General features: G+C 47.9%; 23 protein-coding genes. 8 read left to right on the top strand and 15 right to left on the bottom strand.

What is annotated here, in order from left to right; genetic code table 11:
• Positions 1-75: 75 nt before the first annotated feature.
• Both AB3Y96_RS07475 and AB3Y96_RS07470 read right to left on the bottom strand, forming a co-directional pair.
• Positions 76-345, bottom strand: coding sequence for a type II toxin-antitoxin system YafQ family toxin (locus tag AB3Y96_RS07475; protein ID WP_072309330.1), 270 nt, complete (start codon positions 343-345; stop codon positions 76-78).
• A gap of 35 nt (positions 346-380) precedes the next feature.
• Positions 381-641, bottom strand: a complete 261-nt coding sequence (locus AB3Y96_RS07470; RefSeq protein ID WP_072309329.1) for a type II toxin-antitoxin system RelB/DinJ family antitoxin — start codon at positions 639-641, stop codon at positions 381-383.
• Positions 642-977: 336 nt separating this feature from the next.
• On the opposite strand from AB3Y96_RS07470, the gene AB3Y96_RS07465 reads away from it, so the two are divergent.
• The gene (locus AB3Y96_RS07465; protein ID WP_367298850.1) at positions 978-2,156 is read left to right on the top strand and encodes a sugar efflux transporter; all 1,179 of its coding nucleotides are present in this window, start codon (positions 978-980) and stop codon (positions 2,154-2,156) included.
• A gap of 71 nt (positions 2,157-2,227) precedes the next feature.
• On the opposite strand, the gene AB3Y96_RS07460 is transcribed toward AB3Y96_RS07465, so the two are convergent.
• The 8 genes from AB3Y96_RS07460 to AB3Y96_RS07425 all read right to left on the bottom strand — a co-directional run bounded on the left by AB3Y96_RS07460 (position 2,228) and on the right by AB3Y96_RS07425 (position 9,992).
• A complete protein-coding gene (locus AB3Y96_RS07460; RefSeq protein WP_367298849.1) occupies positions 2,228-2,971 on the bottom strand; it encodes a 2-dehydro-3-deoxy-phosphogluconate aldolase in 744 nt (247 codons plus the stop codon).
• Positions 2,958-4,082: a D-glucosaminate-6-phosphate ammonia lyase gene (locus tag AB3Y96_RS07455; RefSeq protein ID WP_367298848.1), complete on the bottom strand. Its 1,125-nt coding sequence runs from the start codon at positions 4,080-4,082 to the stop codon at positions 2,958-2,960. The genes AB3Y96_RS07460 and AB3Y96_RS07455 overlap by 14 nt, the downstream gene beginning before the upstream one ends.
• An 11-nt stretch (positions 4,083-4,093) precedes the next feature.
• Positions 4,094-4,960 (bottom strand): PTS system mannose/fructose/sorbose family transporter subunit IID, encoded by an 867-nt coding sequence (locus AB3Y96_RS07450; RefSeq protein ID WP_025800854.1) that lies wholly within the window; start codon positions 4,958-4,960, stop codon positions 4,094-4,096.
• A complete protein-coding gene (locus AB3Y96_RS07445) occupies positions 4,957-5,709 on the bottom strand; it encodes a PTS sugar transporter subunit IIC (protein WP_025800853.1) in 753 nt (250 codons plus the stop codon). The genes AB3Y96_RS07450 and AB3Y96_RS07445 overlap by 4 nt, the downstream gene beginning before the upstream one ends.
• 58 nt (positions 5,710-5,767) lie before the next feature.
• Entirely contained in the window at positions 5,768-6,253 is a 486-nt protein-coding gene (locus AB3Y96_RS07440) for a PTS system mannose/fructose/N-acetylgalactosamine-transporter subunit IIB (RefSeq protein ID WP_046458054.1), read from the bottom strand.
• A 48-nt stretch (positions 6,254-6,301) separates the two neighbouring features.
• Positions 6,302-6,733: a PTS sugar transporter subunit IIA gene (locus AB3Y96_RS07435; protein WP_139130956.1), complete on the bottom strand. Its 432-nt coding sequence runs from the start codon at positions 6,731-6,733 to the stop codon at positions 6,302-6,304.
• 131 nt (positions 6,734-6,864) lie between these two features.
• On the bottom strand, positions 6,865-9,657 hold the full coding sequence (locus tag AB3Y96_RS07430) for a transcriptional regulator DagR (protein ID WP_367298847.1): 2,793 nt from the start codon (positions 9,655-9,657) through the stop codon (positions 6,865-6,867).
• Positions 9,658-9,737: 80 nt separating this feature from the next.
• Positions 9,738-9,992 (bottom strand): YkgJ family cysteine cluster protein, encoded by a 255-nt coding sequence (locus tag AB3Y96_RS07425; protein ID WP_061554160.1) that lies wholly within the window; start codon positions 9,990-9,992, stop codon positions 9,738-9,740.
• Between the two features lie 301 nt (positions 9,993-10,293).
• On the opposite strand from AB3Y96_RS07425, the gene mtr reads away from it, so the two are divergent.
• Together mtr and yeiP are read left to right on the top strand one after the other, a co-directional pair.
• Complete coding sequence (gene mtr, locus AB3Y96_RS07420) at positions 10,294-11,544, top strand: tryptophan permease (protein WP_072309257.1); 1,251 nt, start codon at positions 10,294-10,296, stop codon at positions 11,542-11,544.
• A 157-nt stretch (positions 11,545-11,701) separates the two neighbouring features.
• On the top strand, positions 11,702-12,274 hold the full coding sequence (yeiP, locus tag AB3Y96_RS07415; protein ID WP_004096007.1) for an elongation factor P-like protein YeiP: 573 nt from the start codon (positions 11,702-11,704) through the stop codon (positions 12,272-12,274).
• Positions 12,275-12,368: 94 nt separating this feature from the next.
• On the opposite strand, the gene uxuA is transcribed toward yeiP, so the two are convergent.
• Positions 12,369-13,559, bottom strand: a complete 1,191-nt coding sequence (gene uxuA, locus AB3Y96_RS07410) for a mannonate dehydratase (RefSeq protein ID WP_367298846.1) — start codon at positions 13,557-13,559, stop codon at positions 12,369-12,371.
• A 460-nt stretch (positions 13,560-14,019) separates the two neighbouring features.
• Here uxuA and AB3Y96_RS07405 point away from each other — a divergent pair, with 460 nt between their 5' ends.
• Positions 14,020-15,486, top strand: a complete 1,467-nt coding sequence (locus AB3Y96_RS07405) for a mannitol dehydrogenase family protein (RefSeq protein WP_367298845.1) — start codon at positions 14,020-14,022, stop codon at positions 15,484-15,486.
• An 81-nt stretch (positions 15,487-15,567) separates the two neighbouring features.
• Here the strand turns inward: AB3Y96_RS07405 and AB3Y96_RS07400 are convergent, their stop codons facing one another.
• The 3 genes from AB3Y96_RS07400 to AB3Y96_RS07390 form a co-directional block, all read right to left on the bottom strand.
• Positions 15,568-17,103, bottom strand: a complete 1,536-nt coding sequence (locus AB3Y96_RS07400; RefSeq protein ID WP_072309254.1) for a cyclic diguanylate phosphodiesterase — start codon at positions 17,101-17,103, stop codon at positions 15,568-15,570.
• A gap of 182 nt (positions 17,104-17,285) precedes the next feature.
• Positions 17,286-18,029: a GntR family transcriptional regulator gene (locus AB3Y96_RS07395; RefSeq protein WP_367298844.1), complete on the bottom strand. Its 744-nt coding sequence runs from the start codon at positions 18,027-18,029 to the stop codon at positions 17,286-17,288.
• A gap of 228 nt (positions 18,030-18,257) precedes the next feature.
• Entirely contained in the window at positions 18,258-18,581 is a 324-nt protein-coding gene (locus AB3Y96_RS07390; protein WP_072309252.1) for a hypothetical protein, read from the bottom strand.
• Between the two features lie 366 nt (positions 18,582-18,947).
• Between AB3Y96_RS07390 and AB3Y96_RS07385 the strand changes: the two genes are divergently transcribed.
• The 4 genes from AB3Y96_RS07385 (at position 18,948) to cycA (ending at position 23,509) form a co-directional block, all read left to right on the top strand.
• Entirely contained in the window at positions 18,948-19,934 is a 987-nt protein-coding gene (locus AB3Y96_RS07385; RefSeq protein ID WP_367298843.1) for a GTP-binding protein, read from the top strand.
• 35 nt (positions 19,935-19,969) lie between these two features.
• On the top strand, positions 19,970-20,674 hold the full coding sequence (locus tag AB3Y96_RS07380) for a phosphatase PAP2 family protein (RefSeq protein ID WP_367298842.1): 705 nt from the start codon (positions 19,970-19,972) through the stop codon (positions 20,672-20,674).
• A gap of 399 nt (positions 20,675-21,073) precedes the next feature.
• Positions 21,074-21,658: a bifunctional murein DD-endopeptidase/murein LD-carboxypeptidase gene (gene mepS / locus AB3Y96_RS07375; protein WP_004096016.1), complete on the top strand. Its 585-nt coding sequence runs from the start codon at positions 21,074-21,076 to the stop codon at positions 21,656-21,658.
• A gap of 447 nt (positions 21,659-22,105) precedes the next feature.
• Positions 22,106-23,509, top strand: coding sequence for a D-serine/D-alanine/glycine transporter (gene cycA / locus AB3Y96_RS07370; RefSeq protein ID WP_072309249.1), 1,404 nt, complete (start codon positions 22,106-22,108; stop codon positions 23,507-23,509).
• A 117-nt stretch (positions 23,510-23,626) separates the two neighbouring features.
• Here the strand turns inward: cycA and wzz(fepE) are convergent, their stop codons facing one another.
• Complete coding sequence (gene wzz(fepE) / locus AB3Y96_RS07365) at positions 23,627-24,742, bottom strand: LPS O-antigen length regulator Wzz(fepE) (protein ID WP_072309248.1); 1,116 nt, start codon at positions 24,740-24,742, stop codon at positions 23,627-23,629.
• Between the last annotated feature and the right edge of the window lie 103 nt (positions 24,743-24,845).

Below are 24,845 nucleotides of genomic sequence, written 5' to 3'. Positions count from 1 at the left end.
TTGTTGTGATCAACCATGCTGAATCAAGCAAAGCTAATTAAACAAAGTTAATTAAACAAAGCTAATTAAACAAAGCTAATCAAATAGCTCTGCATGGCTCCCCACGCGATATAGCCTTAACTCAGTTTCGGTACGCTGATAGATCAAGAGAAGATCGGGCATTCCATGGCATTCAAGATAGCCAATATAGTTCCCGACCAACTTATGTTCTCGGTACCGTTCCGGCAACGGCTCCCCTGACTGTAGCAAAGCCACGGTTCGCAGAATGATGCTCTGAACAGCTAGGTTACCCATAAAGCGTTTAGCATCTTTTTTAAAACGATGCTGATAAACAATCATTAACATGATGAGCAATCCTTGCATCATGGTTTCCCAACGAACTACCAGCCGAGATCTGCCTTCAATTCATCAATATCGCTGGCGCGATGCACATCAATACCGGCTTCCAGATCGCGAATCGCCTTCAACGTTTTTGCATTCGGTTTAAGTAATTCTGCGGGTACCTCACCCGTCACAGCAATCTGATTAACTAATAACCGAATGATCGTTGAAAGATCGGTTCCTAACGCACTGGCATTTTCCATTGCGGCTGCTTTAACCGCTGGGGAAACTCTTGCCCTCACCACATCACTTTTCGTCATAATATCGCTCCATAGACTGAGTGTTTTATGACCATAAATGTAGCCACATCGTAGCCACAAGGCAAGTGAATTCATCGTTCTTCCTCCGTAATTATGACTACCGCAATTATTACGTTTTACAGACAAAAGTCAGAACTGAGGAAAAATAGTGGAATGCTCTTCGCAAACTATTTTTCAGCTAGTTATCCATTCATTATCACGCATTATCTATCCCACATCTTTTGTATGACTTTCTTACAGTCCAGTGGCTGAAACAGCTTTTCATTTTTAACATTCGAGCGTAACATGCCCGCCCTGAAGTTCCCCGTTCACCTCTGACTGATCCCTGATAAACCTATGCGCATGTATTCGACCGCACTCCGCCGTCTGCCCGATTTAACCTCCACCTCATTCTTGATTGTGGCTTTTTTGACCGGTATCGCAGGCGCATTACAAACACCAACGCTCAGCCTGTTCCTCTCCACCGAAGTGGTTAAAAGCCCGTTCATGGTTGGACTGTTCTATACCGGCAGCGCAGTGATTGGAATTATTGTTAGTCAGTTTCTCGCCGCACGTTCAGACCGCTCTGGCGATCGAAAAAAGCTGATTTTATTGTGCTGCATCCTTGGCGCTGCGGGCTGTTTGCTGTTCGCCTATAACCGTAACTACTATTTATTGCTCGTCGTCGGCGTCATGCTCACCAGTTTTGGTTCCACCGCCAACCCACAGATGTTTGCTCTAGCTCGTGAATATGCAGATAAAACCGGTAAAGAAGCGGTGATGTTCAGCTCAATTTTGCGTGCACAAGTTTCTCTGGCGTGGGTGATTGGGCCACCGATTTCGTTCGCACTAGCGCTCGGCTTTGGTTTTCCGTTTATGTATCTGGCGGCGATGACGACGTTTTTAATATGCGGTTTAATTGTTTGGTACACGCTGCCCTCGATGCCAAAAGCGGTCGTACGCACAACAGACGTGCTGGATGCGCCACGCCGTAATCGCCGCGATACTCTTCTGCTCTTTGCCGCCTGCACGTTGATGTGGACCTGCAACAGCATGTATCTCATCAATATGCCGTTGTATATCATTCATGAACTGCATTTGCCGGACAAACTGGCCGGCGTAATGATGGGCACCGCCGCAGGCCTAGAAATTCCTACCATGCTAATTGCAGGCTATTACGCTAAGCGTTTCGGTAAACGCTTTTTAATGATGGTTGCGCTTGCCGCAGGCTTGGCTTTTTATGCTGGCCTACTCTTCTTTACCGCACCTTGGGCACTGCTAGCATTACAGCTGCTCAACGCCGTTTTTATCGGCATTCTGGCGGGAATTGGTATGCTGTATTTTCAGGATTTAATGCCGGGGCAAGCGGGTGCAGCCACCACCTTATTTAGCACTGCGGGGCGTACTGGTTGGATATTTGCAGGCTCTGTGGCTGGTTTTATTGCGGAATTTTGGAACTACTACGCTGTCTTTTTTGTTTCGCTGGTTTTGTTGATTGCCGGCGTGGCCTGTATGTGGAAAATAAAAGAAGCGTAACCTCTACGGTTGACTATGAATGGGAACGCTAGAAATAAGATCCCAGCGTCCCTTCTGCTACAGAGCATTATCTACACAATGGCTTTGATCATATCCATCAGCTGTTTGATATCTTCTGGACGTGTCTCACCACTTTGCGGATCGACGATCGAGGTATAGACATGTGGCATTACCCGCGCCACACCGGCCTGCAAACAGGTTTGTAAAATTACGCCAAAGTTGTCTAAATCAATACCGCCCGTCGGTTCTATCAGGGTCATGCCGTTACGCGCCGCGCTTTCCGCCAAGGCTTTTAGCTCAGCTAAGCTACGCTCCCCGCCCATTGGGAAAAATTTCGCCGCGTGTGCGCCCATATCCAACATCATATTCACCGCGCTATCGCAGGAAACAATGGCTTTATCTCCTTTGGCACTGCGCTCGCCGGTTGAAATTTGTACTTGCCCCATCTTTCCCGTTGGGCTCACTAACGCATTGATATGCGTATGCGACTGCCCAGCCTGAGCCAACGCGCCTGCGGCAAAGCCGCATCCGGTGAAGGTTTGGTTAACATGCGCCGCGCCGGTGGCGGCGGCAATCATCGCGGCTTTATAAAATTGAGCAGGATCGCCTGCCCCCAATCCCACTGAAATCGAAGGCACCTGAAGCTGCCAGCGTTTAACCTCTTCAATCCCCTGCTCCACGCTGTCGAACTGTGCTGACAACACACCAATGACGGCATGTCCTTCAGCGGCGTCATACACCGCTCGCGCATTTTCAATATTTTTGGCTAGCACGTTGATGGCAACGCGTCCTTGGTAAAAATTAATGCTTTGCATAATGCTTTTCCTGTTCGCCTGCGATCTGTGCCAGTCTTTCAACGATCGTGGTTAAATCATGTTGATCTAATGTGCGGGGATCGATACTGAAAACGCCTTGATGCAGGAAGTATCGACGCGTGTAGATAGCAATTTCACCGGTTCGCAGCATCGCCTCAATCTGTCGCGCATCTAACCCCAAAACATCAGAGTGAACGCGTACCTGAACACGCCAAATCTCACGTCCCGCTTCGTCTTGCTCAATCTCGGCGCTAAACCCGCGCAGTGCTGATATCGCCTCGACCGTGGAGGTCAGTTTATCTGGCGTCATATTGGCGATGCCTTCGCCATAAAGCTCCAGCGCTTTCACCAAGCCAACCATGTTTTCTTTGCCGATTTTCATGGCTCGCGCAATTCCGTGATGCTGAGCTTTGCAGCAGCGGATCCACTCACGCCCGCCCGTAATAAATCCTGACGTTGGCGCATTGAAGGCTTTGGCTCCGCTGTAAATAACCATATCAGCACCGTGCGAAATATATTGGCGCAAATCTTCTTCGGCGGCGGCATCAACAATGAGCGGCAGCTGGAACTGTTTGGCGACAGCCACAAAATCTTCAATCGTGAGCATCCCTTTTTGCACGCTGTGGTGAGATTTCACAAACAGCAGCGCCGCCGTGCGTTCGCTGACCGCTTTCTCAAGCTGCCAGCGCGCAGCCAAGTTACTCTGTCCCACTTCAACAACGCGTCCACCGCCCAAACGAATGGCGCTGGTGATTGGCGCGCCATAATCAATATTGTGACCGCGCAAGATGAGAATTTCGTTGGCCATGCCAGTGCTGTCCGGCATCAATGCCACACGGTCTGGCTCACCGCGAGTGATTACCGCCGCCACTGCGATAGCAATCCCCGCCGACGCGCACGAAGTAATGTAGCTATCCTGCGCACCGGTGTGTTCTGATACCAGCTCGCCGGTGCGATCGACCAGAGCATCAATTTCCACAAACGCTCCGGCAGCCTCTGCCGTGGCAGCCATCACTTCGGGTGATACCGCAGAAACACCCAGAATGGTCATTTTTCCGCAGGCGTTAATCACTCGTTTTAGCCCTAGGCGTTGGTAAATATTTTGACTCATTGCAACTCTCCTTACAGCACACCAAGCAGCGAACACACCACGCTAATCACCACCACCGAAAGCAAAATTGTGGTGTAACGCGGGCCTTTTTTGGTGAGATAGAAGTAGATAGAGAACACCGCGGCCAGTGGCAAAAGCCCAGGCGCGATGGAATCTAATATCTGCTGCACAACAATTTCAGAACCTTCAAGCGCGCTGATTTTGAGCGGTGACGTTATCTTGACGTAGCTTGCCGATAGCGCGCCCATCATGATTAACCCCAGCACGTTGGCACCGTAAATCAGCTCTTTGATTCGCCCACCTTGCAGCAAGGTAATGATGGAATCGCGCCCAAGGGTATAGCCTTTATGTACCAGTCCGTAGCTGACCGCCAGCGTAATACCGGTGTAGAGCACCAGCGGTAAAATCCCGCCGAATGCGCTTCCTTTGGCAGCAAATGGAATGAAGATCGCGATCAGCAAAGGCATTACCGCCGCCCAAATCACCGAGTCACCGATACCTGCCAGCGGCCCCATCAACCCCGTTTTGATCCCGGTGATCGATGCATCAGAAATGGGTTCACCGCGCGTCTTCTGCTCTTCCATGGCAATAGCCACGCCTTGGATCACCGCACCAAACGTTTGTTCAGTGTTGAAGAAGTTCAAATGGCGCTTTAACGCTTCGGCTCTCTCTTCTTTTTCGGGATAGAGCTTTTTGATAATCGGCGTCATCGAGGCGCAGAAAATCAAGCTTTGTAGACGTTCATAGGAGCTGGAAACCTCGGCACCTAGCCAATAAATAAACCATGCTTTGGTAATATCGCCTTTGGTGAGCGCCGAACTCTGGCGAGCACGCTCCACTAATTCGTGCTGCATGATGTCTGGGGTTGATTCACTCATGATGATGCTCCTTCATTCTTTGCCAAACCTTTCACCAAAAATGCTACGCAGGTGCCGAAAATAGCCATCGCCATGATGTCGACTTTGAGATAAAGCACCGCGAAGAAACCACCGATAAACCAAGGCAGCAGGCTTTTCTTGCCGATCACCATAATCGTGATGGCAAACCCGAGCGCAGGAAGAATGCCGCCCATAATTTCAAACGAATGCGTTAACCAATGCGGCATCAGGGCGAGGAACTTCTCGACCACGCTCTGGCCGAAATAGTTGGCACCAAATACCACTGGGAAACGTAGTACCAACCCCAGCAGCGCAGGATATAAAAATGCGCAACGCATAATACCGCCGGTATTGGCTTCTTCGGCGTATTTATCCGCCATGTGTACCCACGCCGCATTCAGCGTACGACGTAGCTGGTCGAGGAACACGCCGATCACACCAAACGGAATCGCCAGCGCAATGGCTAAGTTAGGCTCCATATGAGCCTGAACGGCAATCGGGATCGCGATACAGGCCGCAAGAGCCGGATCGGAAGGCACATTACCGCCCGGCGTTGATGTAACGCCGAGATACACCAACTGCATGCCAGCCCCAATAATCATTGAGGTTTGCATATCGCCCAAAATCACCCCAACGAACACGGCAATAACAATCGGCTGAACCAGCATGCCTGAAAAGGTGTACCCAAGGCGTAAACGGGCAAACCAGTAATACAGCCCCATGCTGATAGCAATAAACAAGGTATCCATAGTGATTTCCTCTGGTCAAAATCCATGGTCAACAGTCAAAATTGGCACGCAAAGACAATTAGTATTTTTTTAGAATGTCTTCTAACGACTGCGGCTTATCTTCTGGGATGGTTTGGAAGAACACCTTAATACCGTGATCTTTCAGATCGCCCAAAATGCCCACGTCTTTATCGTCTAGCGTAATGTTTTGGAAAACAGCTTTGCGGCTTGGGCCGCCGCCTAACCCACCGACCTGAATATTCTGCACATCAAAGCCTTGATGCACGGCATCTTGTACCGCCGTCAGCGATGGGAACAGCACCAGCACTTTTCCTTCACCCAGCTGATTCTCTTTCCACGCCGCAGCAAAACTGCTGTTGCTATAGCAATCTACTTTGATGCTTGGCGGTGCCGCCATCAGATAGATATTTTTCATAAACGGATCGGCGTCTAACTCGTCGCTGACCACCGCAATGCGGTTTGCTTGAGATTGCCCAACCCACTTAGTGACAACCTGACCATGAATTAAACGACTGTCGATACGACATAAAACGATACTAGCCATGTGATTTTCCTTTTTCGTTATTCGGTTTTATATTTCGGATTTAATGGGTTACGCGTTGTTCTGAAGGTTATTGATATGCGCCACCACGTCGAGGCAGCTATCACGCCCTGCTTCAACCAGTTCTTCGACGCACTCGGTCAACAATCCGGTTTCACGCAGCTCTAGAGCCTGTAGCAGCAGCGACGCATTCAGGCCGCAAATCACGCCGATGGGATAATCCACGCTCAGCCGAGCCGCTACGTTTGACGTGGTTCCACCGATAAAATCAGTCAGGATTAGCGACCCTTTCGGCATGGCGATCACGGCTTGTTCAACGCGTTGGAAAAACTCGCTAAAGGTATCTACCGGCATTAGCGCAATTTCGGTCACGCCTTGAATATCTCCGGCAACCATTCGCAGACTGGCGCAGAGCTGGCTGCCCCAGCCGCCGTGAGTCAGCAGTAAAATCTGTGGTAGAGAATGTGAAGCGGTGGTAGACAAAATGAGCCTCCTGGCATTCAGTCAAAGAAATAAAAGGTTTCTATGGCTGATATAGCAACGCCCGTGCCAGCATTGTGTCACGGCGCGTTTTTTATCGAGGAGTCGTGCGGAGAAAGCCCGCTGAATACGGGCTAGCGGTAGAGAAGCTCGTAAATATAAATAAATTCTGCGTCAGATAACCGAATGGCATACGCCTCCTCAATGGGGGCAAATGCCTGTTTGATGACACTCATGGCGGTTGCATCAATATCTTGCTGAGTTTCCAGCGCCATCTGTAACGGTTTGCGGCTAATAACGATACGCTCCACCATGCAACAGCAGTGGATAAGGAAGCGTAGTGTCACCTGTCGGCTCGGTTTGAGGTCTGAGGCCTGACAGATCCGCAGTAAAACGCTTTCCATTTCCTGCAAGATGCGCCGAGGGTTCAGAATCGAAATCTGATTAATGATACTTTCGAGCGTTAGCGCACTGATAAACCGCATTGAACTACGCTCAACTTCCAACCGACGTTCCTGAGTGCTGAGATCGGGGTTCAATAAGCTAAGCAGCAGCTCTGGGCCTTGCTCAGAAAACATCTCTTCCAGCGAGATAAAGGGAATATCCGGCAATCCCGGTTGGAACGTGCCAACAATGCCCACCAGCCGCTCATGGGGAGCCAGAACCTGCTGAATACGGTCTAGGCTTCGTACCTCGTTGTAATCCAGAATTAATAAGCGCGTATCCTGCGCCATCAGTTCACCAAAGCTTTCTGACAATACCTTATGGATTTTCTCTGCGGTTCCCATACCCGTAATGCAAGACACTACCAACACTTTCCCCGCTCCGTCCTGTTCAGGTGAACACCAATGACACGGAATTTGTTTCTCCTGCATTAGCGCACTCAGCGCGGCGAAATCGCTAGATTCATAGGTCAGATCCAGACCAATCTCCAGCAGGCTGGTTAGCGTCATGTTTGGCAACAGCAATACTTCAAACTGAAACAGTTTGCTGATGGCGCTGCCAAAATGGACCAGCGAACCGATATCGACCATCAGGATCACACGCCGGTAGCCACGGCTACGGATCAGGTTGGTAAGTACTTCCAAGGTGTCATGCACTGACTGCTCGAACGGCATATCAATAGCGGTCAGCAGTTCACGCTCTAAAACCTGATTCACATACTGCGCCATACTGGTGGCCGTCGTGGCACCGTGGGCAATAAAAATAACCCCAAGCTCAGGGCTATCGTCAATCTCACAGCGGTGTTGGCGACACTCTTTCAGGAACATGCACAGATACACCACTTCGGTCGCAGGACATTGAATATTAAATATTTCGTCGACGCGGCGACATAGCTGCATCGCGTTATCGTACTCGTCTTTGCAGTGATCCAATATCAGGCTTGAAGAGTAAAGCTGAGGAATCAATCCGCGCTGGACATAGCTCAGCAAGGTAAGGAAGTGCTTACGCAGATGGTTAACCATGTTTTCTGGCAGAGTAAACCCAACCACCTGCTCAACGTAGCCAATCAGCAGCGCTAAACGCTGTTCAAGCTGGCCGCTGTAGCCTACCGTCGCGGTGTCACGGCTGTACAAACCATATTCAAATATCGAGCGCAGTTTGTTTTTGAGGATAGCCAGCGTTTCCTGCGGCGGCACGTTGCTGTTGCGAAGGTTGACATATTCACGCGTCAGAAAACGGTAAAACAGGTCACTGTCTTCTTGCCCAACGGCGGCGCCCAACGAGGGTTTCAGCGCAGACAGGGTATCTGCACTGATATCCAGCCATTGTTGTTGACCAAATATGCTATCGACCAGTAAGCGTTGATCCGCACTCGGCATCACCGATTGCTCCACCAGCTTTTTATCCAAGGTCAACACGTCGTGTTGCTGTCCCATACCCGCCGCCCAGCCCTGAGCACACAAGAACTGGATGTCACTTTTCAATTGGCCGATATTGCCTTCCAACGGTTTTTCTAGCAGCCACAGCAGCAGCGCTTTCTCTACCCGAATGGTGCGGCTGATTTTTCGACTTTCTTGATGCAGGAATCCAGTAATCAGCTCAATTTGCTCTTCCATTGAACGTTCACGTAAGGCGGGAAGATCGATACTGACCTGTATACGGCGCTGGAAAGTGCGTAGCAACGTGGAATTCACCGGTTCCGTGGTGGCGCAGATTAAGCGCACACTCACCGCTCGCGCCTTATGGCTTGAGCCTAACGCCCGAAATTCACCTTTATCTAATAAGGCAAATAGCTTTTCTTGCCCTTCATAAGGAAGGCGATGAATTTCATCCAACAGCAGATACCCGCCGTCAGCCTGTTCGATGAGCCCAGCTTTATCACTGGTTGCGCCGGTAAAAGCGCCCTGCCGATGACCAAAAAGATGAGAAGAGAGTAGCTCGGGGTTGTGCGCATATTCAGCACAGTTGAAATAGACCATCGGCAGCGCGTTATTAGCGCTTTGCTGACTGGCAAACTGATGCATCAGCTCGGCAAAATAGGTTTTACCCACGCCTGAGGGGCCGGTCAATAAAACATGCAGGCCACTGGGATAGAGTACCGCCGCCTTCCCTTTTTCCACCGCCAGTTTAAGACTGCGGTCGAAACCAATCAGCGCGGCAAAAGGGTCGCTGGCGATAAGTGGGTCTTCACTTGGCAATAATTCGCTGACAAAACGAACCTCTGTGAGGTGGTCTGGTAAAACATGACCAATCAGCGTTTCTACTACCTCGCGGTGTAAAAAATAAACCGGACGGGTTTTTACCTTAATGACCCGTTGCTCACCCCACAGTTGGTTAAGATCTTTGCTGACTGAATTACGCGCGAGGCCAAGATTAAAACCAATACTTTCAGCGGTGAAAGCAACGTCGTTTTGCAAATCGGTCTGGTTCAGACCCAATGTTAAGCGTTCTAATTCCTGGCAAATTCTGTCTATACGTTTCATGCTGAGATCTAACCCGTCTCTTAAGTCGCGATTTTTGAACATAGCATAAACCGCGAAAACTTAATGTGCGGGAACCAGCATCAAGGCGCAGTGGCTATCTCAAGCTGAATTAAATAGCTCAAGGCTTGATCTCGGTGACTGAAACACATATCCGCAGCGGCCTGAAGCCCCCCACACACGGCGGGTCTTAGAGGGGATAAAAAGATTTTACAGCGCATGTCATCATCAAGCTGAACACAGCGCGTATTAGCCGGTTTGCCGTTTGGCATACCGGGGATCGGGCTAGAAATCGAGGGAGCAATACAGCAAGCTCCGCAATCGGAACGGCAGTCCATGGAAGTACTCCGGTGGGCTATCTGAAATGAGCTGCGACAGAGTCAGCGCGCGGGAAAATCCGCTCTTCACTTATACAGGGTTTTCATCTTTTCTGCTGTAAAAGCGCGTAGTAGAAACACCGATAAATCGGCATCAACCGGCCGTTAAACGCGTAACTTTCTGCCCCATCGCGACTTTCTCGCACAAAATCTGGCAAATTCTTTTACCTCGCTCGTCATTACTCTGTTTACTTCTCATTAAACAACACGTACCATTGCGCTAGTACATAAGAATTAGCATGCCGCTAATCAGGAGCACAGCATGACGATGGAGAATACCTTGACTCAAACGATACGCCGCCCGTCAGTCCTTGGGGGCGCGATGATTATTGCCGGAACCGCCGTTGGTGCGGGGATGTTTTCTATTCCGGTTGTCACCGCTGGGGTCTGGTTTACCGGTTCCGTCTTGCTGCTGATTTATACCTGGGCCTGCATGTATATCTCTGGCCTAATGATTTTAGAAGCCAATCTAAATTATCCGGCAGGCGCTAGCTTCCACACCATGGTAGGCGACCTACTGGGCAAGGGCTGGAACTCATTAAATGGGCTTTCCATTACCTTTGTTCTCTACATTCTGACCTATGCCTATATTTCTGCCGGTGGTTCGATTATCACTCACACGCTGGAGCCCTATTTTGGCGTTGGGCAAACCGCCGCAGGCTTGGTATTCGCCATTGTCGTTGCTTTTATTGTCTGGTTATCGACGCGCGCGGTTGATCGCTTAAGCACCATCTTAATTGGTGGCATGGTGATTACCTTCTTGCTTTCGACCGGTGATATGTTTACCCATGTCGATCCCGCAGTGCTGTTTAATACCGGTGAAGACAAGCCGAGTTATTTGCCTTATGCACTGGCTTCGCTTCCTTATCTGTTAACGTCCTTTGGCTATCACGGTAACGTTCCGGGGCTGGTGAAGTATTACCATAAAGACGCTAAGTCAGTGGTTCGCAGTCTGTTTATCGGTACAATTATCGCGCTGACGATCTATATCTTCTGGCAGTATGTGATCCAAGGGAATATCACCCGTGCGGCGTTCCAGCAGATCATCGCAGAAGGCGGTAACATTGGTAGTTTGTTAAAACAGATGGGCAACGTTGCCAGCAGCAGCATTGTTAACCAACTGCTCAATGCGTTCTCTTATATGGCGTTGGCAAGTTCGTTTCTGGGCGTTTCTCTGGGGCTGTTCGACTTTATCTCTGACTTCTTTAAGTTTGATGATAGCCGTGCAGGCCGAACCAAAGCCGCATTGGTCACCTTTGTGCCGCCAACGATTGGCGCACTGGCATTCCCAGACGGCTTCCTTTATGCCATCGGTTTTGCAGGTTTAGCCGCCACCATTTGGGCAGTTATCGTGCCGGCCATGATGGCACGTGCAAGCCGTAAGCGTTTCCCACAGGCGACCTATCGCGCACCGGGTGGTTCAGCAATGATTCTGTTTATTATCGCCTTTGGTTTGATTAACGCCGTGGCGCATATTCTCTCGCTGATGAACTTGTTACCTATTTATCAATAACTCGTCAAAAACTGTGATGCCGGAGCGCTAGCTCCGGCTTTTTGCGTCAAATTTATCTGCTTTTTTATCTTCCCCTCTTGCCTAGAAAACGCCGCGCGGGTAACGTGTCGCCACACGCTAAAGACTGAATTTGCAAACTCATTAACAAGGTTTTTTTATGCCAAGAGCTAACGAAATTAAACGCGGTATGGCGGTCACTTTAAACGGCAAACTGCTGCTGGTTCGCGATATCGATGTACAAAGCCCAAGCGCTCGTGGCGCGAGCACGCTGTACAAAATGCGTTTCTCAGATATCCGTACCGGTCTGAAAGTTGAAGAACGTTTTAAGGGCGATGACATTCTGGAAGAGATCTCTCTGAGCCGTCGTCAGGTCAACTTCTCGTATATTGACGGTGATGAATACGTCTTTATGGACAACGAAGACTACACGCCATATACCTTCAAAAAAGATCAGATCGAAGAAGAACTGCTGTTTATTCCTGAAGGTGGAATGCCAGGCATTCAGGTATTAACCATGGATGGCCAGGTGTTGGCACTCGAGCTGCCACAGACCGTTGATATGGAAATCGTTGAAACCAGCCCAAGCATCAAAGGCGGTTCTGCCAGCGCACGTACTAAGCCAGCGGTAATGAGCACCGGTCTAACGATTCAGGTTCCTGAATATCTGAGCAGCGGTGAAAAAATTCGCATCCATATTGAAGAACGTCGCTTTATGGGCCGTGCTGACTGATTACGGTTCTGCACAGCAAGCAGCAAAAAGGGACGCGATGGCGTCCCTTTTTTTATCATCAGCAATTTATCTTCAGCAATACATTACAAGATAATTATTTCATTTCAGGGAACAGCGCACGCTTAAGCGCAAGTTCAACCCCGCGTACTTCCGCCAAACCTTTCAAACGGCCAATCGCAGAATAGCCTGGATTCGTTTTCTTCTTCAGATCGTCCAGCATCTGGTGACCATGATCGGGACGCATAGGAATTGGACGCATATCCCCTGCTTTCTGGCGACGTTGCTCTTCGGTCAGAATCGCTTTCACCACGGAATACATATCGACATCGCCCTGCAAATGCGCACCTTCATGGAAGGTTTTCGGATTCTGTTCACGGCAGGTCGAACGTAAGTGCGTGAAATGAATACGATCGCCGAAGGTTTCAATCATCTTAACCAGATCGTTATCGCCACGAACGCCGTATGAACCGGTGCACATGGTGAAGCCGTTGTAGATGCTATCAACGGTTTCTTTCAGCCATTGCATATCTTCAATAGTGGAAACAATGCGTGGCAGGCCCAGAATTGGACGCGGTGGATCATCTGGATGAACCGCCAGCTTCAAGCCGCACGCTTCGGCAACGGGCACGATCTCTTTCAAGAAGTAACCCATGTGCTCGCGCAGCTTAGCCTTATCAATACCGTCGTACTCGGCTAAACGAGCGCGGAATTGATCCAGCGTGTAGCCCTCTTCCGCACCGGGTAACCCCGCAATGATATTGCCAGTTAACTTAGCAATATCGGCTGCGCTCATGGCATCAAAATAGGCTTTAGCCTGAGTCTGTTCTTCTGCCGTGTAATCCGCTTCTGCATTTGGGCGTTTTAAAATATGCAGTTCAAACGCCGCAAACGCAATTTGGTCGAAGCGCAGCGCTTTAGAACCATCTGGCAATTCGTATTCAAGATCGGTACGCGTCCAATCCAGAACGGGCATAAAGTTGTAGCAAACGGTATCAATGCCACAGGCCGCGAGATTTTGCAGAGACAGTTTGTAGTTGTCGATGTGCTGTTGATAGTTGCCGGTGTGCGTTTTGATCTCTTCGTGAACCGGAACGCTTTCAACCACGGACCATGTCAGCCCTTTTGCCGCCAAAATAGCCTTACGCTTCTCAATTTCTTCAACTGTCCAAACTTCTCCGTTAGGAATATGGTGCAACGCGGTGACAACACCGGTTGCTCCTGCCTGACGAATATCATCCAAAGAAACCGGATCGTTCGGGCCATACCAACGCCAAGTTTGTTCCATCTGTCTCTACCTTCTGCGGGTGAAAATACGAATTATCATGATTAAGGGAATTATCCTGTGACCGGTTTGGCAGCTATTTCTCGATAATCTCAACAAAATAGTGAGTCAAAAGCTCAAGCTGTTATACCAAATACCACAGATATCATTTAGCTTTTACCTTACTCTTTGCTGGTTTTCTGTCAAAACCCAATCCACTATTGGTTGATCCACTTCACGAATATTTCAGAATTTTGGACTAACCAATTTCATTTTCTGTCATATGACTTTAGACTGCAAGCCACTTTAGCGATCTTAGAAGATGTCAGACCGCCTCAATACTCAGGGCATAAACTCACTTTTATGTCGAAACATCTCACTGCGCCTAGGCGAGACAAAGTGGTCTAACATCTTTTGCTTTACCGTTCTGATGCTGACAGACCTTTGCCCGTCTGCCACGTTCATCTTCTCAATGGAGTTCAGCATGAAAAACCTAGCCAACCATTCTTTGCCAGACGGTGTAAAACAGCCCACTTATGACCGTAGCCTCTTAAAAAGCCGTATCGTTCACCTCGGTTTTGGTGCTTTTCATCGCGCCCATCAGGCATTGCTTACTGACCGAGTGCTGAATCAGCAAGGTGGAGATTGGGGTTATTGCGAAGTTAACCTGTTCGGCGGCGAAAAACTGATTGAACAGCTGCGTGAGCAAAATCATCTGTACACCGTGCTGGAAAAAGGCGCTGAACATAATCAGGCCGTAGTTGTTGGTTCTGTGCACGAGTCGCTGCACTCGGAAATCGACGGCATTCAGGCCGTTATCGAGAAAATGGCGGAGCCACAGGTCGCGATTGTGTCATTGACCGTCACCGAAAAAGGTTACTGCATTGAACCTGGCAGCGGAAAACTGGATCTCAATAACGCCCTGATCCAACGTGATTTAGCGGCTCCGCAGGCGCCAACGTCGGCACCTGGCGTGATTGTTGAGGCCTTGCGTTTACGCCACGAACGCAATCTTGCGCCGTTTACCGTTTTATCTTGCGACAACATCCCAGAAAACGGTCACGTGGTTAAAAATGCAGTTCTCGGGTTAGCCAAAGCACGTGATGAAAATCTGGCCGCATGGATTGAATCCAACGTCACCTTCCCAAGCACCATGGTTGACCGCATTGTGCCGGCGGCCACGGAAGAAACACTGGCTGAGGTCGCTCAGGCCGTTGGCGTTGAAGATCCTTGCGGGATTGCCTGCGAACCTTTCATTCAGTGGGTTGTAGAAGATAATTTTGTCGCGGGTCGCCCGCAGTGGGAAATTGCCGGCGCAGAGCTGGTGAGTGACGTTCTGCCCTACGAAGAAATGAAGCTGCGTATGCTGAACGGCAGCCATTCATTCCTCGCGTATCTGGGATATCTGGCTGGCTATCAGCACATAAATGATTGCATGGAAGATCAGGCCTATCGCATCGCGGCACACCGTTTAATGCTGCAAGAACAGGCTCCGACGCTGCGCGTAACCGGCGTTGATTTAGCTCAGTATGCCGACCGTCTGATCGAGCGCTACAGTAATCCATCGCTCAAACATCGCACTTGGCAAATTGCGATGGATGGCACCCAGAAACTGCCTCAGCGTATGCTGGACTCCATTCGCTGGCACCTTGCCCACGATAGCGCTTTCCCATGTTTGGCGCTGGGTGTAGCGGGTTGGATGCGTTATGTTGGCGGCGTAGACGATCATCAGCAAAACATTGATATTCGTGATCCGATGGTGGAAACATTAAAGACGGTGGTTGCTGAAAGCCAAGAAGGCGAAGCTCGCGTTCAAGCATTGCTGGGTATCAAAGCGGTATTTGGTGATGAGCTACCAAAACAAACTGCGTTTGTAGAGGCGGTAACGAATGCTTATTTATCTTTAGTGAAAAATGGCGCGGCTCAAACTTGCGCAGCACTGGTTAAATAATTCACGTCAATTGGCTATCCCGCGCGGGATAGCCAATTTCATAAATTTCGTCTTATAACACTACCGATATATTAAGGCCTTCTATAACAACCATTTATCGCTAAAGACTTTGAGATCTTCCGGGCGTCCGAACAAATACCCCTGCAAAAAATCAATATTATATTGCTTAAGATGCTCCGCCTGCTCCGGCGTTTCCACCCCTTCCGCTACCGTCACCATTTGCAGACGTTTAGCTAAATCAATCACGTTATCTACAATATGCCCTGATAGCGCATCAGACCCAATCATGCGGATAAAACTCTGGTCAATTTTAAGAATATCAATATGAAATTCACGCAGATAAGCCAAGCTAGAGTGGCCAGTGCCAAAGTCGTCTAGCGCAATGAACACGCCAAGCTCATGTAACTCATGGAATATGCGGTGTGTCATCTCACTTGGTACAATCAACTGGCGCTCGGTCAGCTCTAATACCATCTGAATTTTGTAGCCTTCAAAGGCGGCAAGAAATTGGCGACAGTCTTCAACCAGACTGAGATCCTTAAAATGGCTCGCGCTAATATTGATTCCGAAATGGAAATTATAGGGAAGACGCTCAGCCAGCGGTGCAAAATAGTCTCTCACCTGCGCCATTAAATCCTGAGTCATTGGTACGATCAGCCCAGACTCTTCAGCTAAAGGAATAAACTGGTTAGGTGCAATCATCCCCATCTGCGGATGACGCCAGCGCATCAGCACTTCACATCCGGTAAGATCATTGGTATGACCGCTTACAACGGGCTGTATAAACGGAATAAACTCATGGTTTCTCAAGCCACTTTTCAGCTCGGATAAAGGAGAATTCACCCGCCCCAGTGTGCGATAGGTGACGAAACCCAACAAGATGGCTAAGAGTGGAAATAAAATAATGCTGCCTGAAGAGTACTCCCAAACGTACTCCCAATGGGTGCTAGTGGGAATTTCGGTCTCAACAGAGTAAGGAAAGCGGGTGGATTTCTGAGTATAGCGGGTGCCGTGAGGTTTGATTTTATCATCAGATACATGGCCTGAGCTGTCCATCCGGCTGGTGCCAACCAATAAGTGAATTTCCGTTGGTATCTGCAATAATTCCAAAACATTCTTTAGATAATATCCATCAATACCCACCAAAACGCTGTGCTCACCGTAGGATTTACGAAATGCAATAAGCGAACGGTTGGGCGTTACCGGATTACCGTTCAGCATCAACAGCATCCCATTGACGTATTTACTGGTGCTAACTCCGGTAGAATATTTCCCCGCCAAGGATGAGCAGTAAACATTATCACCCGTAGCCAGATTAACAGTACGGATATCTGGAACAACGGTAACCTGATAACGCAAAGCATCCTGCGTTTCAGGACTACAGCTCTTACCTAAATAATCATGTATTGCATTAGCAGCGGTTTCCGCATTTTGTAGTGTCGCATCAAATTGCGATATAGCTCGCTGCAAGCGCTGCTCAATATCACGCTCCATTCCACGCGAGATCTGCCATGAAATAGTCAATACGGCGATAATAAGAATTAAAATAACGACCAGTAGAGAGACGATAAGTCTTGCTACAGGACGGAAACTCGCGGTGCGGAAAAGTTGTGTCATATATCAGTTACCGGCAATTCACGACGGGTATTATTTTTATTATGTCGAATAACGGCCATAAATAGCTAATCTATTGCGCAATATTAGGAACTTACCGCACAAGCTTAGGCAAAGAACCCCACGGCGAACTGCTACTGCTAGCGTTCAATTAACGTAGTCATTCACTCATAAAAGTATAATCCCTACTCGCTCTGTAACACCGGCGTTGATTCAAATAAAAAACCATCGAAACTTGGATCTTCAGGGTCGGAGATTTCCAACAGCTTAGTTTTTACGTTTTCCAAATGCTGCCACATCGTCTGTTTCGCAGATTTGGCATCACGGCGTAAAACGGCATGCAGAATTTTTTGGTGATCGTCTAACCAGTTCCAACGATAGCTGAAGTCACTGGTATGCACGTGCAGCCCACTCCACATGGGATTATGTTTTCTCGCCTGCCAAGCGTCGTGAACCATGCTGGCCAACACGCTGTTTTGCGTAGATTGCGCAAGCAGGCAGTGGAAGAGTTCATCAGCGCTTTCATCGATGGTGCCTAATGACAATGACTGACGCTCTTGCTCAATGGCTTTCCGCATCTTCATGATGTCAGCTTTGGTTGCCTGAACGGCTGCAAACGCCGCAATCTCACTTTCCAACAGTTGCCTTGCCTGAAGTAATTCAAAAGGACCATAGGTATTTTCGTCAAGATCGGTCACCGCTGCACGTAGCTGACTTTGCGGCAAAGCAACAACATACACACCAGAACCTTTACGAACATCAATCAGCTTTTCCAGTTCGAGCATGATGAGCGCTTCACGAACAACGCTGCGGCTCACGCTAAATTGTTCCGCAATATCACGCTCAGGGGGTAAACGCTCGCCAATTGGATACTCACCTTGCGCGATGAGCTCACGCAGAGTATTGCCCACTTCTTGATACAATCTCATATTGCTACCTTTTATACCGATAACGTGGGTGAATATCGCCTAACCTAACGATTGGCCAGACCAAATCCCCAAATGATAGGAGCACTTGCCTAATTTGGTCTGATTATATCACAGCAGAAAAATGACCTTGGCAGAATACATCAATAACAGGGCCTGGATAACCATAATCCAAACCCCATGTGAACCCACCAACGTCGACAGTATTGAGAAAAAAATTAAGAAAGGAAGCTAATGATAATTAATTGTTAACACACCTACAGTATGTTTGGAATTAATCCAATTTAATTGACTGGTTCCCACTGAAATAGGGAGATCGACGGGAGACGTACCTATTTGGCTAATTGGGCGACTGACCGTTGCAGTTCGGCCACCGTTGTCACAGCGGGTTTTTATACGACGATTATCAACGCCGACGATACAAGCATCTTCGACAATCGAGCCAATAAAACGAATAACGCCTACATTTCCAGCCTGAGCTTCAGGCATCAATCCTGCTAAAAAAGGCAATCCCAAGCCGACAGCGAAAAGCATTGATAACCAAACCTTATTCATGGTCACCTCTTGAATTTTCACACAAATACACGCTAGCCGGTAAATACATCAATCCATGCAAATCCTTTGCCTAGACCGTGTTTTAAAGGTAGCAGCCTGTGAAAAACACAACGGCACCAAAACAGCAAACCTTAAGAAAAAATGTCGTTCAAGCGATATACAGCAGGTAACAATACGATAGAGAAAATTATTAGCGTTTAATAACGCTAAACTGGCAGGTTAAAAGTTGGTAATGGACGCGAATATTTTTGCGCCATTTTCCTTTTCGTTTAACTTTGGTTTAAGGTCGCAGCACTTTCTCTTCCCTGAGATAATGTGTAATTATGGTAATATTCTGGTCGAAAAGCAGGTAAATCGGGGCGTTAAATGACTAAAGTAAATCTCATCACCGGATTTTTGGGTAGCGGCAAAACCACCACGTTGCGCCACCTATTAGCAAACAAACCCGAAAATGAAAAATGGGCTGTTTTGGTAAACGAATTTGGTGAAATTGGCATTGATGGTGCGTTGCTGGCAGATACAGGAGCCGTGTTAAAAGAGATCCCCGGTGGATGTATGTGCTGCGTTAACGGTCTTCCTATGCAGGTTGGATTGAATATGTTGTTGCAGCAAGCCAAACCCGATCGCTTGCTGATTGAGCCGACCGGGCTCGGGCATCCGAAACAAATACTGAACCTGCTGACATCAGACAACTATCAAGCTTGGCTAGAGCTAAAAGCCACGCTTTGTGTACTTGATGCCCGCCAGCTTAGCGATGACAAATACACCAGCAATGAGAACTTCCGCGATCAGCTTGCCGCGGCGGATATCATTGTGGCAAATAAGGACGATACCTATAGCGATAACGATCGTGAGAAACTTGACGACTGGTATCAGCAAGCAGGCTCAGAACGCCGCTTGGTATCGACGCAGCATGGGCAACTTGATGTCGCATTACTCGACAGCGCACGTGAAAATATTGCCGAACTACCTAATGCTAAACACCATCACCACGGTAAAACAATCGCATCAGGCATTGCCGCACTGCGCCTACCTGAAGGTCAAAACTGGCGTCGCTCGCTGAATCAGGGCCAAGGCTATTTTAGCTGCGGATGGGTATTCAGCGCAGAGACCTGTTTCGACACCGTCGCTTTGCTGGAATGGGTGCGCCTCGCACCGGTTGTTCGCGTGAAAGGAAGCTTGCAGATCCCAGAGGGAACCTTGATCGTTAATCGACAAGGCGCTGATTTCCATATTGAAACACAGCAGACAACGCCGTTGGACAGCCGCATTGAGTTAATTCATGACGCTGAAACCGACTGGAACACATTACAAAGTGCGCTCTTAAAAGCACGTATTAAAACAACGTCTTAAACAGAAATTTTTATTTTACAGGTTAGGCTTAGCACATGACTCGTCGTAATCTGCCGTGGATTATTTTGTGTAATCTCGCAGGCATCGCTTTATTCTTTTCTTGGTATTTGGCTCCAAATCATGGATTTTGGTTCCCGATTGACTCGTCGATCTTTTTCTTTTTTAACGATCACCTAGTCACCAACCGCGCCTTTCTCTATTTAGTGGCCTATACCAATAATCGAGCATTCGACGCCATAGCGTTACTGAGTATGGGGCTGCTCTATCTTTCGTTTTTTATCAAACAAGATGGTTACGGCAAGCGCCGGATGCTAATTTTGGGCATTGTGATATTACTGACTGCGGTGGTCTTAAATCAGTTAGGCCATATTCTTCCCGTTAAACGCGCGAGCCCAACTAACTACTTTTCCCACATTCATCGCGTGGGCGAGTTGACTGGGATTAATACCAAAGACAGTTCAAGCGATAGCTTCCCTGGCGACCATGGCATGATGCTGATTATTTTTGCTGTATTCATGCTGCGTTACTTTACGCTTCGCTCTTTTATTATTGCGCTGGCGATCTTCGTGATATTTATTCTGCCGCGTATCATGATTGGCGCGCATTGGTTCAGTGACATCGCCGTCGGCTCTCTCAGCGTCGTACTGGTTGGCCTAAGCTGGTGGCTACTAACGCCTGCATCAGATGCCTTATTGAACTTGTTGGACCGGCATATGCCCGGCAAACATCGTCCGCAATAATCCATCGCATCCCCCTGAATTCGCCTAAGGGATTAAGGGGGATAAATAAGAGATTGCATAAGTTCTCATTCAGATAATTCCTATACCATCTAGCTTTTCTTTTTTCCTTTTCATCCCACGCACATCTTTTTTAATAATCTTTAAATATTACATATTATTACAACAGCTTCTTATTCTTCAAAATGAGCAAAAAGTCTCGCCAAACCTATTTCGATCCGGTAGTCTTTCAACGTTTGTGCATAGATTCTGAGTTTTTGAGAATAATAGCGATAAAAATGTGCTCCACCGCACAGAATTCATGTGTAAACATTGTCACATGAGGATCCTATTATTAGTCTCTTGAATGGCATTTATAGATAGCGACTCCGTCGTTAAGGACAAAAAGGAAAATCTTCTACAATGGTCAAGTCTCAACCGATTCTGAGATATATCTTGCGATTAGCACCTGCTATCGCCGCCGCAGTACTTCTGTCGGCATGTAGTGCAAACCATTCTTCATCTGATAGATACGCACAAACTGATACGCATGCAGTTAAAGACAAAGACGGTCTTTTACTTCAAGCTTCTCAGGATGAATTTGAAGCAATGGTTCGTAATGTGGATATTAAATCCAAAATTATGGATCAGTACGCAACCTGGAAAGGCGTACGTTATCGCCTCGGTGGCGACAGTAAGCGTGGCATTGATTGTTCAGCATTTGTTCAACGTACTTTCCGTGAACAATTTGGTTTGGACCTTCCTCGCTCTACATCAGAACAACAAGATACTGGCCGCCAAATTCAGCGTACTAAGCTGCGTATCGGTGACTTAGTGCTGTTCCGTGCAGGCTCAACAGGGCGCCACGTCGGTATCTATTTAGGTAATGATCAATTCGTTCATGCTTCCACCAGCAGCGGTGTGACCATTTCAAGCCTGAATGACAGTTACTGGAAAGGCCGTTATCGCGAAGCTCGTCGAGTATTGACCAACCCGGCGCATAGCTAATCCAGACGCACAAACACCTGATTGTCCTAAATGCCAAATAAAACGCGACTTCGGTTGCGTTTTTTTATGCCTGCAAGCCATCAGATCCACCTCATCGGTGACTTCACAATATTCTGTAATCCTTCTTTGAAGTTAACTGATTCTCTCGGTAATTTTGTGATCGGACGGATGTTTTATCCAGCTCAGCTTGAAATACATCACAAATCACTGTGGATCGAGATCTATAAAAAAACAAAAAATTAACATTAAGTTAATCTATTTGTATTCAATTCTGATTTTCTTCCCTAATATCTTGGATGTTCTGCGAATCGGTCGTTCTCTTTCGCAATGCACTCATAGATAAAGGCCATCAGAGCCTATGCCTAAAACGACATGCCTAAATTTTTAGACTGCGAAACATCAGCTAATGGCATGCAACTTACAGACAGGTAAAAGGAAGAAGACATAATGGTAGAGCAGGTAAAAGTTGAGGCCGCGAGCCCTGCAAAAGGGGAAGAGCATCTACGGCGCAATCTCACCAATCGGCATATTCAGCTCATTGCTATTGGTGGTGCCATCGGTACCGGCCTCTTTATGGGATCCGGCAAAACAATCAGCCTTGCAGGCCCTTCGATCATTTTCGTCTATATGATCATCGGCTTTATGCTGTTCTTCGTGATGCGCGCGATGGGCGAGCTACTTTTATCCAATCTTGAATATAAATCCTTCAGCGACTTTGCTGCTGATTTGCTTGGCCCGTGGGCTGGATATTTTACCGGTTGGACATACTGGTTCTGCTGGGTTGTCACTGGCATAGCCGACGTCGTCGCGATAACGGCCTATGCACAGTTCTGGTTCCCTGGGCTATCTGATTGGGTCGCCTCGCTTGCCGTGGTGCTTTTACTGCTAGGGCTGAATCTGGCGACGGTCAAAATGTTCGGCGAAATGGAGTTCTGGTTTGCGATGATTAAAATCGTCGCCATCGTTGCATTGATTTTGATTGGGCTAGGCATGGTGTTAATGCACTTCGAATCACCAACCGGCAGCGTGGCTTCGTTTAGTAATCTCTGGAACGATGGCGGCTGGTTCCCGAAAGGCCTAAGTGGTTTCTTTGCGGGCTTCCAAATTGCGGTATTTGCCTTTGTTGGCATTGAGCTGGTAGGAACCACTGCAGCAGAAACGAAAGATCCTGAGAAATCATTGCCGCGCGCCATTAACTCGATCCCTATCCGCATCATCATGTTCTATGTATTTGCGCTGATCATGATTATGTCCGTGACGCCGTGGGGCTCTGTAGTTCCGGATAAAAGCCCGTTCGTTGAGCTGTTTGTGTTAGCCGGTTTACCTGCTGCTGCCAGCATCATTAACTTTGTGGTGCTGACCTCTGCGGCCTCTTCTGCCAACAGCGGCGTCTTTTCAACTAGCCGCATGCTTTATGGCTTAGCGCAGGATGGCGTAGCGCCTAAGCGCTTTGCGCTGCTATCTAAGCGCGCAGTGCCATCATCTGGCCTAACGTTCTCCTGCGTTTGTCTGCTGGGCGGCGTGGTGCTTATCTATTTAATCCCTAACGTTGTCACCGTTTTCACGATGGTCACTACGGTGTCAGCCATCTTGTTCATGTTTGTTTGGTCGATCATTCTGTGCTCATACATGGTTTACCGTAAACAGCGCCCTCACCTGCATGCAAAATCAATCTACAAGATGCCTTTTGGCAAGCTGATGTGTTGGGTGTGTCTCGCCTTCTTTGCGTTTGTTATTGTGCTGCTCACGCTGCAAGCTGATACACGCCAAGCACTGATGGTGACGCCGCTCTGGTTCGTGATTCTGGGGCTGGGGTGGATGTTCATACGCAAACGTCGTAGTACCCAATAGATATCGGCCGCACTCAGCAACAGTGACCAACAAAAAACGGGCCATAAGGCCCGTTTTTTATATCTCTGATAGCTGATATTTCTACCAAACTACTAAGATGCTAAATTAACACATTCACTACTTACGGTTTTTAATCACATGACGCAACGTGACTAAACCTACTGAAGTAATCACACCTAGAATAAGAGCCAGCAACACAATCATTGCCGTTTTAGGGCTGTCTTTTTTCACCGGCTCATTAGGTTTCATCATGTATTTGTACGCGGTGAAATTGATATCCGCTAACTTCAGTTCACGCAGCTTGCTGATAATCATCTTGCTGTCCTGCAAACCGGAGTTCAACTGAGCCAGATCGGTTATTGATTTCTCAATTTCTAGCTTACGTTTTAAACCGTCAGAACCCAGTGCAATAGAAAAATCAGGGTCATCTTTAATCGCGGTACCATTGCTATACAGTGGGCGTTTTACACCGGCCGCATCCGCAATCGACAATGAATACCCCAGACGATTGATATTTACTTCTTGCGCATTCTTTAAACGAGCAAGCGCCATATCATATTTTGCTTCTTCACTGCTCAGGTTAATATCGATCAAACGCTGGATCTTACCGGCAATAAACTTTTCTACCGAGGCGTTAACGGCTGCGATATAGCCTGCCAACGTTTTCTGCGCATCTTCGCTGGTATCAGCGGTGAATGACAACTTGTAGTAAGAATAAGCCGTATCCGCAGGTGTTTTACTCAGATCGCTACTGAAAGAGGCAAAAGACTTGGTCGCCAAGCTGTCAAGTATCTGACGTTTAGTCAATTCGTCGTTAGGAGCCACTTTCTCGACGAGTCGCTTATAATAATCTGTTGTAACAAGATATTCTCGACGCAAAATCTGAGAGTCATAGTCACGTACAAAGAGGCTTAGCAGGTCTTTTTCACCCACGCTAAAATCGATGCCCAGAATAGCCAGCTGCGGCTTCAATTCATCCAGAGATGTCAGTTCCTCACTCTGCGGAGCAACGATAACAGTATCACTCGTCCACTTTTGAGGCAGAATTTTAGCAATCCCGTAACCGAATAAACCAAAACAGAACGTTATAATTAAAATTGTTTTATATGATTTAATTGCAATAAGTAACCATTCAATCAGGTCAATTTCATCATCACGTGGGAATGGAGGCTGGAATTTGCGGTTTGAGCTGTCTAAAACAGCATCATTATTTTCATGATGTATAATAGTCATAATGTTACAAGCAAGTCACACTTTGTTATGCACAGTTGAATATGGGTACGATGGAATTGTCCAGAAAAGGATACTGGATAACTTTTTTGATAGATACAACTTA

This window comes from Hafnia alvei, assembly GCF_964063325.1.
GTDB classification, from domain to species: Bacteria; Pseudomonadota; Gammaproteobacteria; order Enterobacterales; family Enterobacteriaceae; genus Hafnia; species Hafnia alvei_B.
This window is presented reverse-complemented; position numbering and strand designations above follow the sequence as displayed.

Coding starts and splice junctions, on each gene's coding strand:
- AB3Y96_RS07475 (WP_072309330.1), bottom strand. CDS start 345: ATGTTAATGATTGTTTATCAGCATCGTTTTAAAAAAGATGCTAAACGC.
- AB3Y96_RS07470 (WP_072309329.1), bottom strand. CDS start 641: ATGACGAAAAGTGATGTGGTGAGGGCAAGAGTTTCCCCAGCGGTTAAA.
- AB3Y96_RS07465 (WP_367298850.1), top strand. CDS start 978: ATGCGCATGTATTCGACCGCACTCCGCCGTCTGCCCGATTTAACCTCC.
- AB3Y96_RS07460 (WP_367298849.1), bottom strand. CDS start 2,971: ATGCAAAGCATTAATTTTTACCAAGGACGCGTTGCCATCAACGTGCTA.
- AB3Y96_RS07455 (WP_367298848.1), bottom strand. CDS start 4,082: ATGAGTCAAAATATTTACCAACGCCTAGGGCTAAAACGAGTGATTAAC.
- AB3Y96_RS07450 (WP_025800854.1), bottom strand. CDS start 4,960: ATGAGTGAATCAACCCCAGACATCATGCAGCACGAATTAGTGGAGCGT.
- AB3Y96_RS07445 (WP_025800853.1), bottom strand. CDS start 5,709: ATGGATACCTTGTTTATTGCTATCAGCATGGGGCTGTATTACTGGTTT.
- AB3Y96_RS07440 (WP_046458054.1), bottom strand. CDS start 6,253: ATGGCTAGTATCGTTTTATGTCGTATCGACAGTCGTTTAATTCATGGT.
- AB3Y96_RS07430 (WP_367298847.1), bottom strand. CDS start 9,657: ATGAAACGTATAGACAGAATTTGCCAGGAATTAGAACGCTTAACATTG.
- AB3Y96_RS07425 (WP_061554160.1), bottom strand. CDS start 9,992: ATGGACTGCCGTTCCGATTGCGGAGCTTGCTGTATTGCTCCCTCGATT.
- mtr (WP_072309257.1), top strand. CDS start 10,294: ATGACGATGGAGAATACCTTGACTCAAACGATACGCCGCCCGTCAGTC.
- yeiP (WP_004096007.1), top strand. CDS start 11,702: ATGCCAAGAGCTAACGAAATTAAACGCGGTATGGCGGTCACTTTAAAC.
- uxuA (WP_367298846.1), bottom strand. CDS start 13,559: ATGGAACAAACTTGGCGTTGGTATGGCCCGAACGATCCGGTTTCTTTG.
- AB3Y96_RS07405 (WP_367298845.1), top strand. CDS start 14,020: ATGAAAAACCTAGCCAACCATTCTTTGCCAGACGGTGTAAAACAGCCC.
- AB3Y96_RS07400 (WP_072309254.1), bottom strand. CDS start 17,103: ATGACACAACTTTTCCGCACCGCGAGTTTCCGTCCTGTAGCAAGACTT.
- AB3Y96_RS07395 (WP_367298844.1), bottom strand. CDS start 18,029: ATGAGATTGTATCAAGAAGTGGGCAATACTCTGCGTGAGCTCATCGCG.
- AB3Y96_RS07390 (WP_072309252.1), bottom strand. CDS start 18,581: ATGAATAAGGTTTGGTTATCAATGCTTTTCGCTGTCGGCTTGGGATTG.
- AB3Y96_RS07385 (WP_367298843.1), top strand. CDS start 18,948: ATGACTAAAGTAAATCTCATCACCGGATTTTTGGGTAGCGGCAAAACC.
- AB3Y96_RS07380 (WP_367298842.1), top strand. CDS start 19,970: ATGACTCGTCGTAATCTGCCGTGGATTATTTTGTGTAATCTCGCAGGC.
- mepS (WP_004096016.1), top strand. CDS start 21,074: ATGGTCAAGTCTCAACCGATTCTGAGATATATCTTGCGATTAGCACCT.
- cycA (WP_072309249.1), top strand. CDS start 22,106: ATGGTAGAGCAGGTAAAAGTTGAGGCCGCGAGCCCTGCAAAAGGGGAA.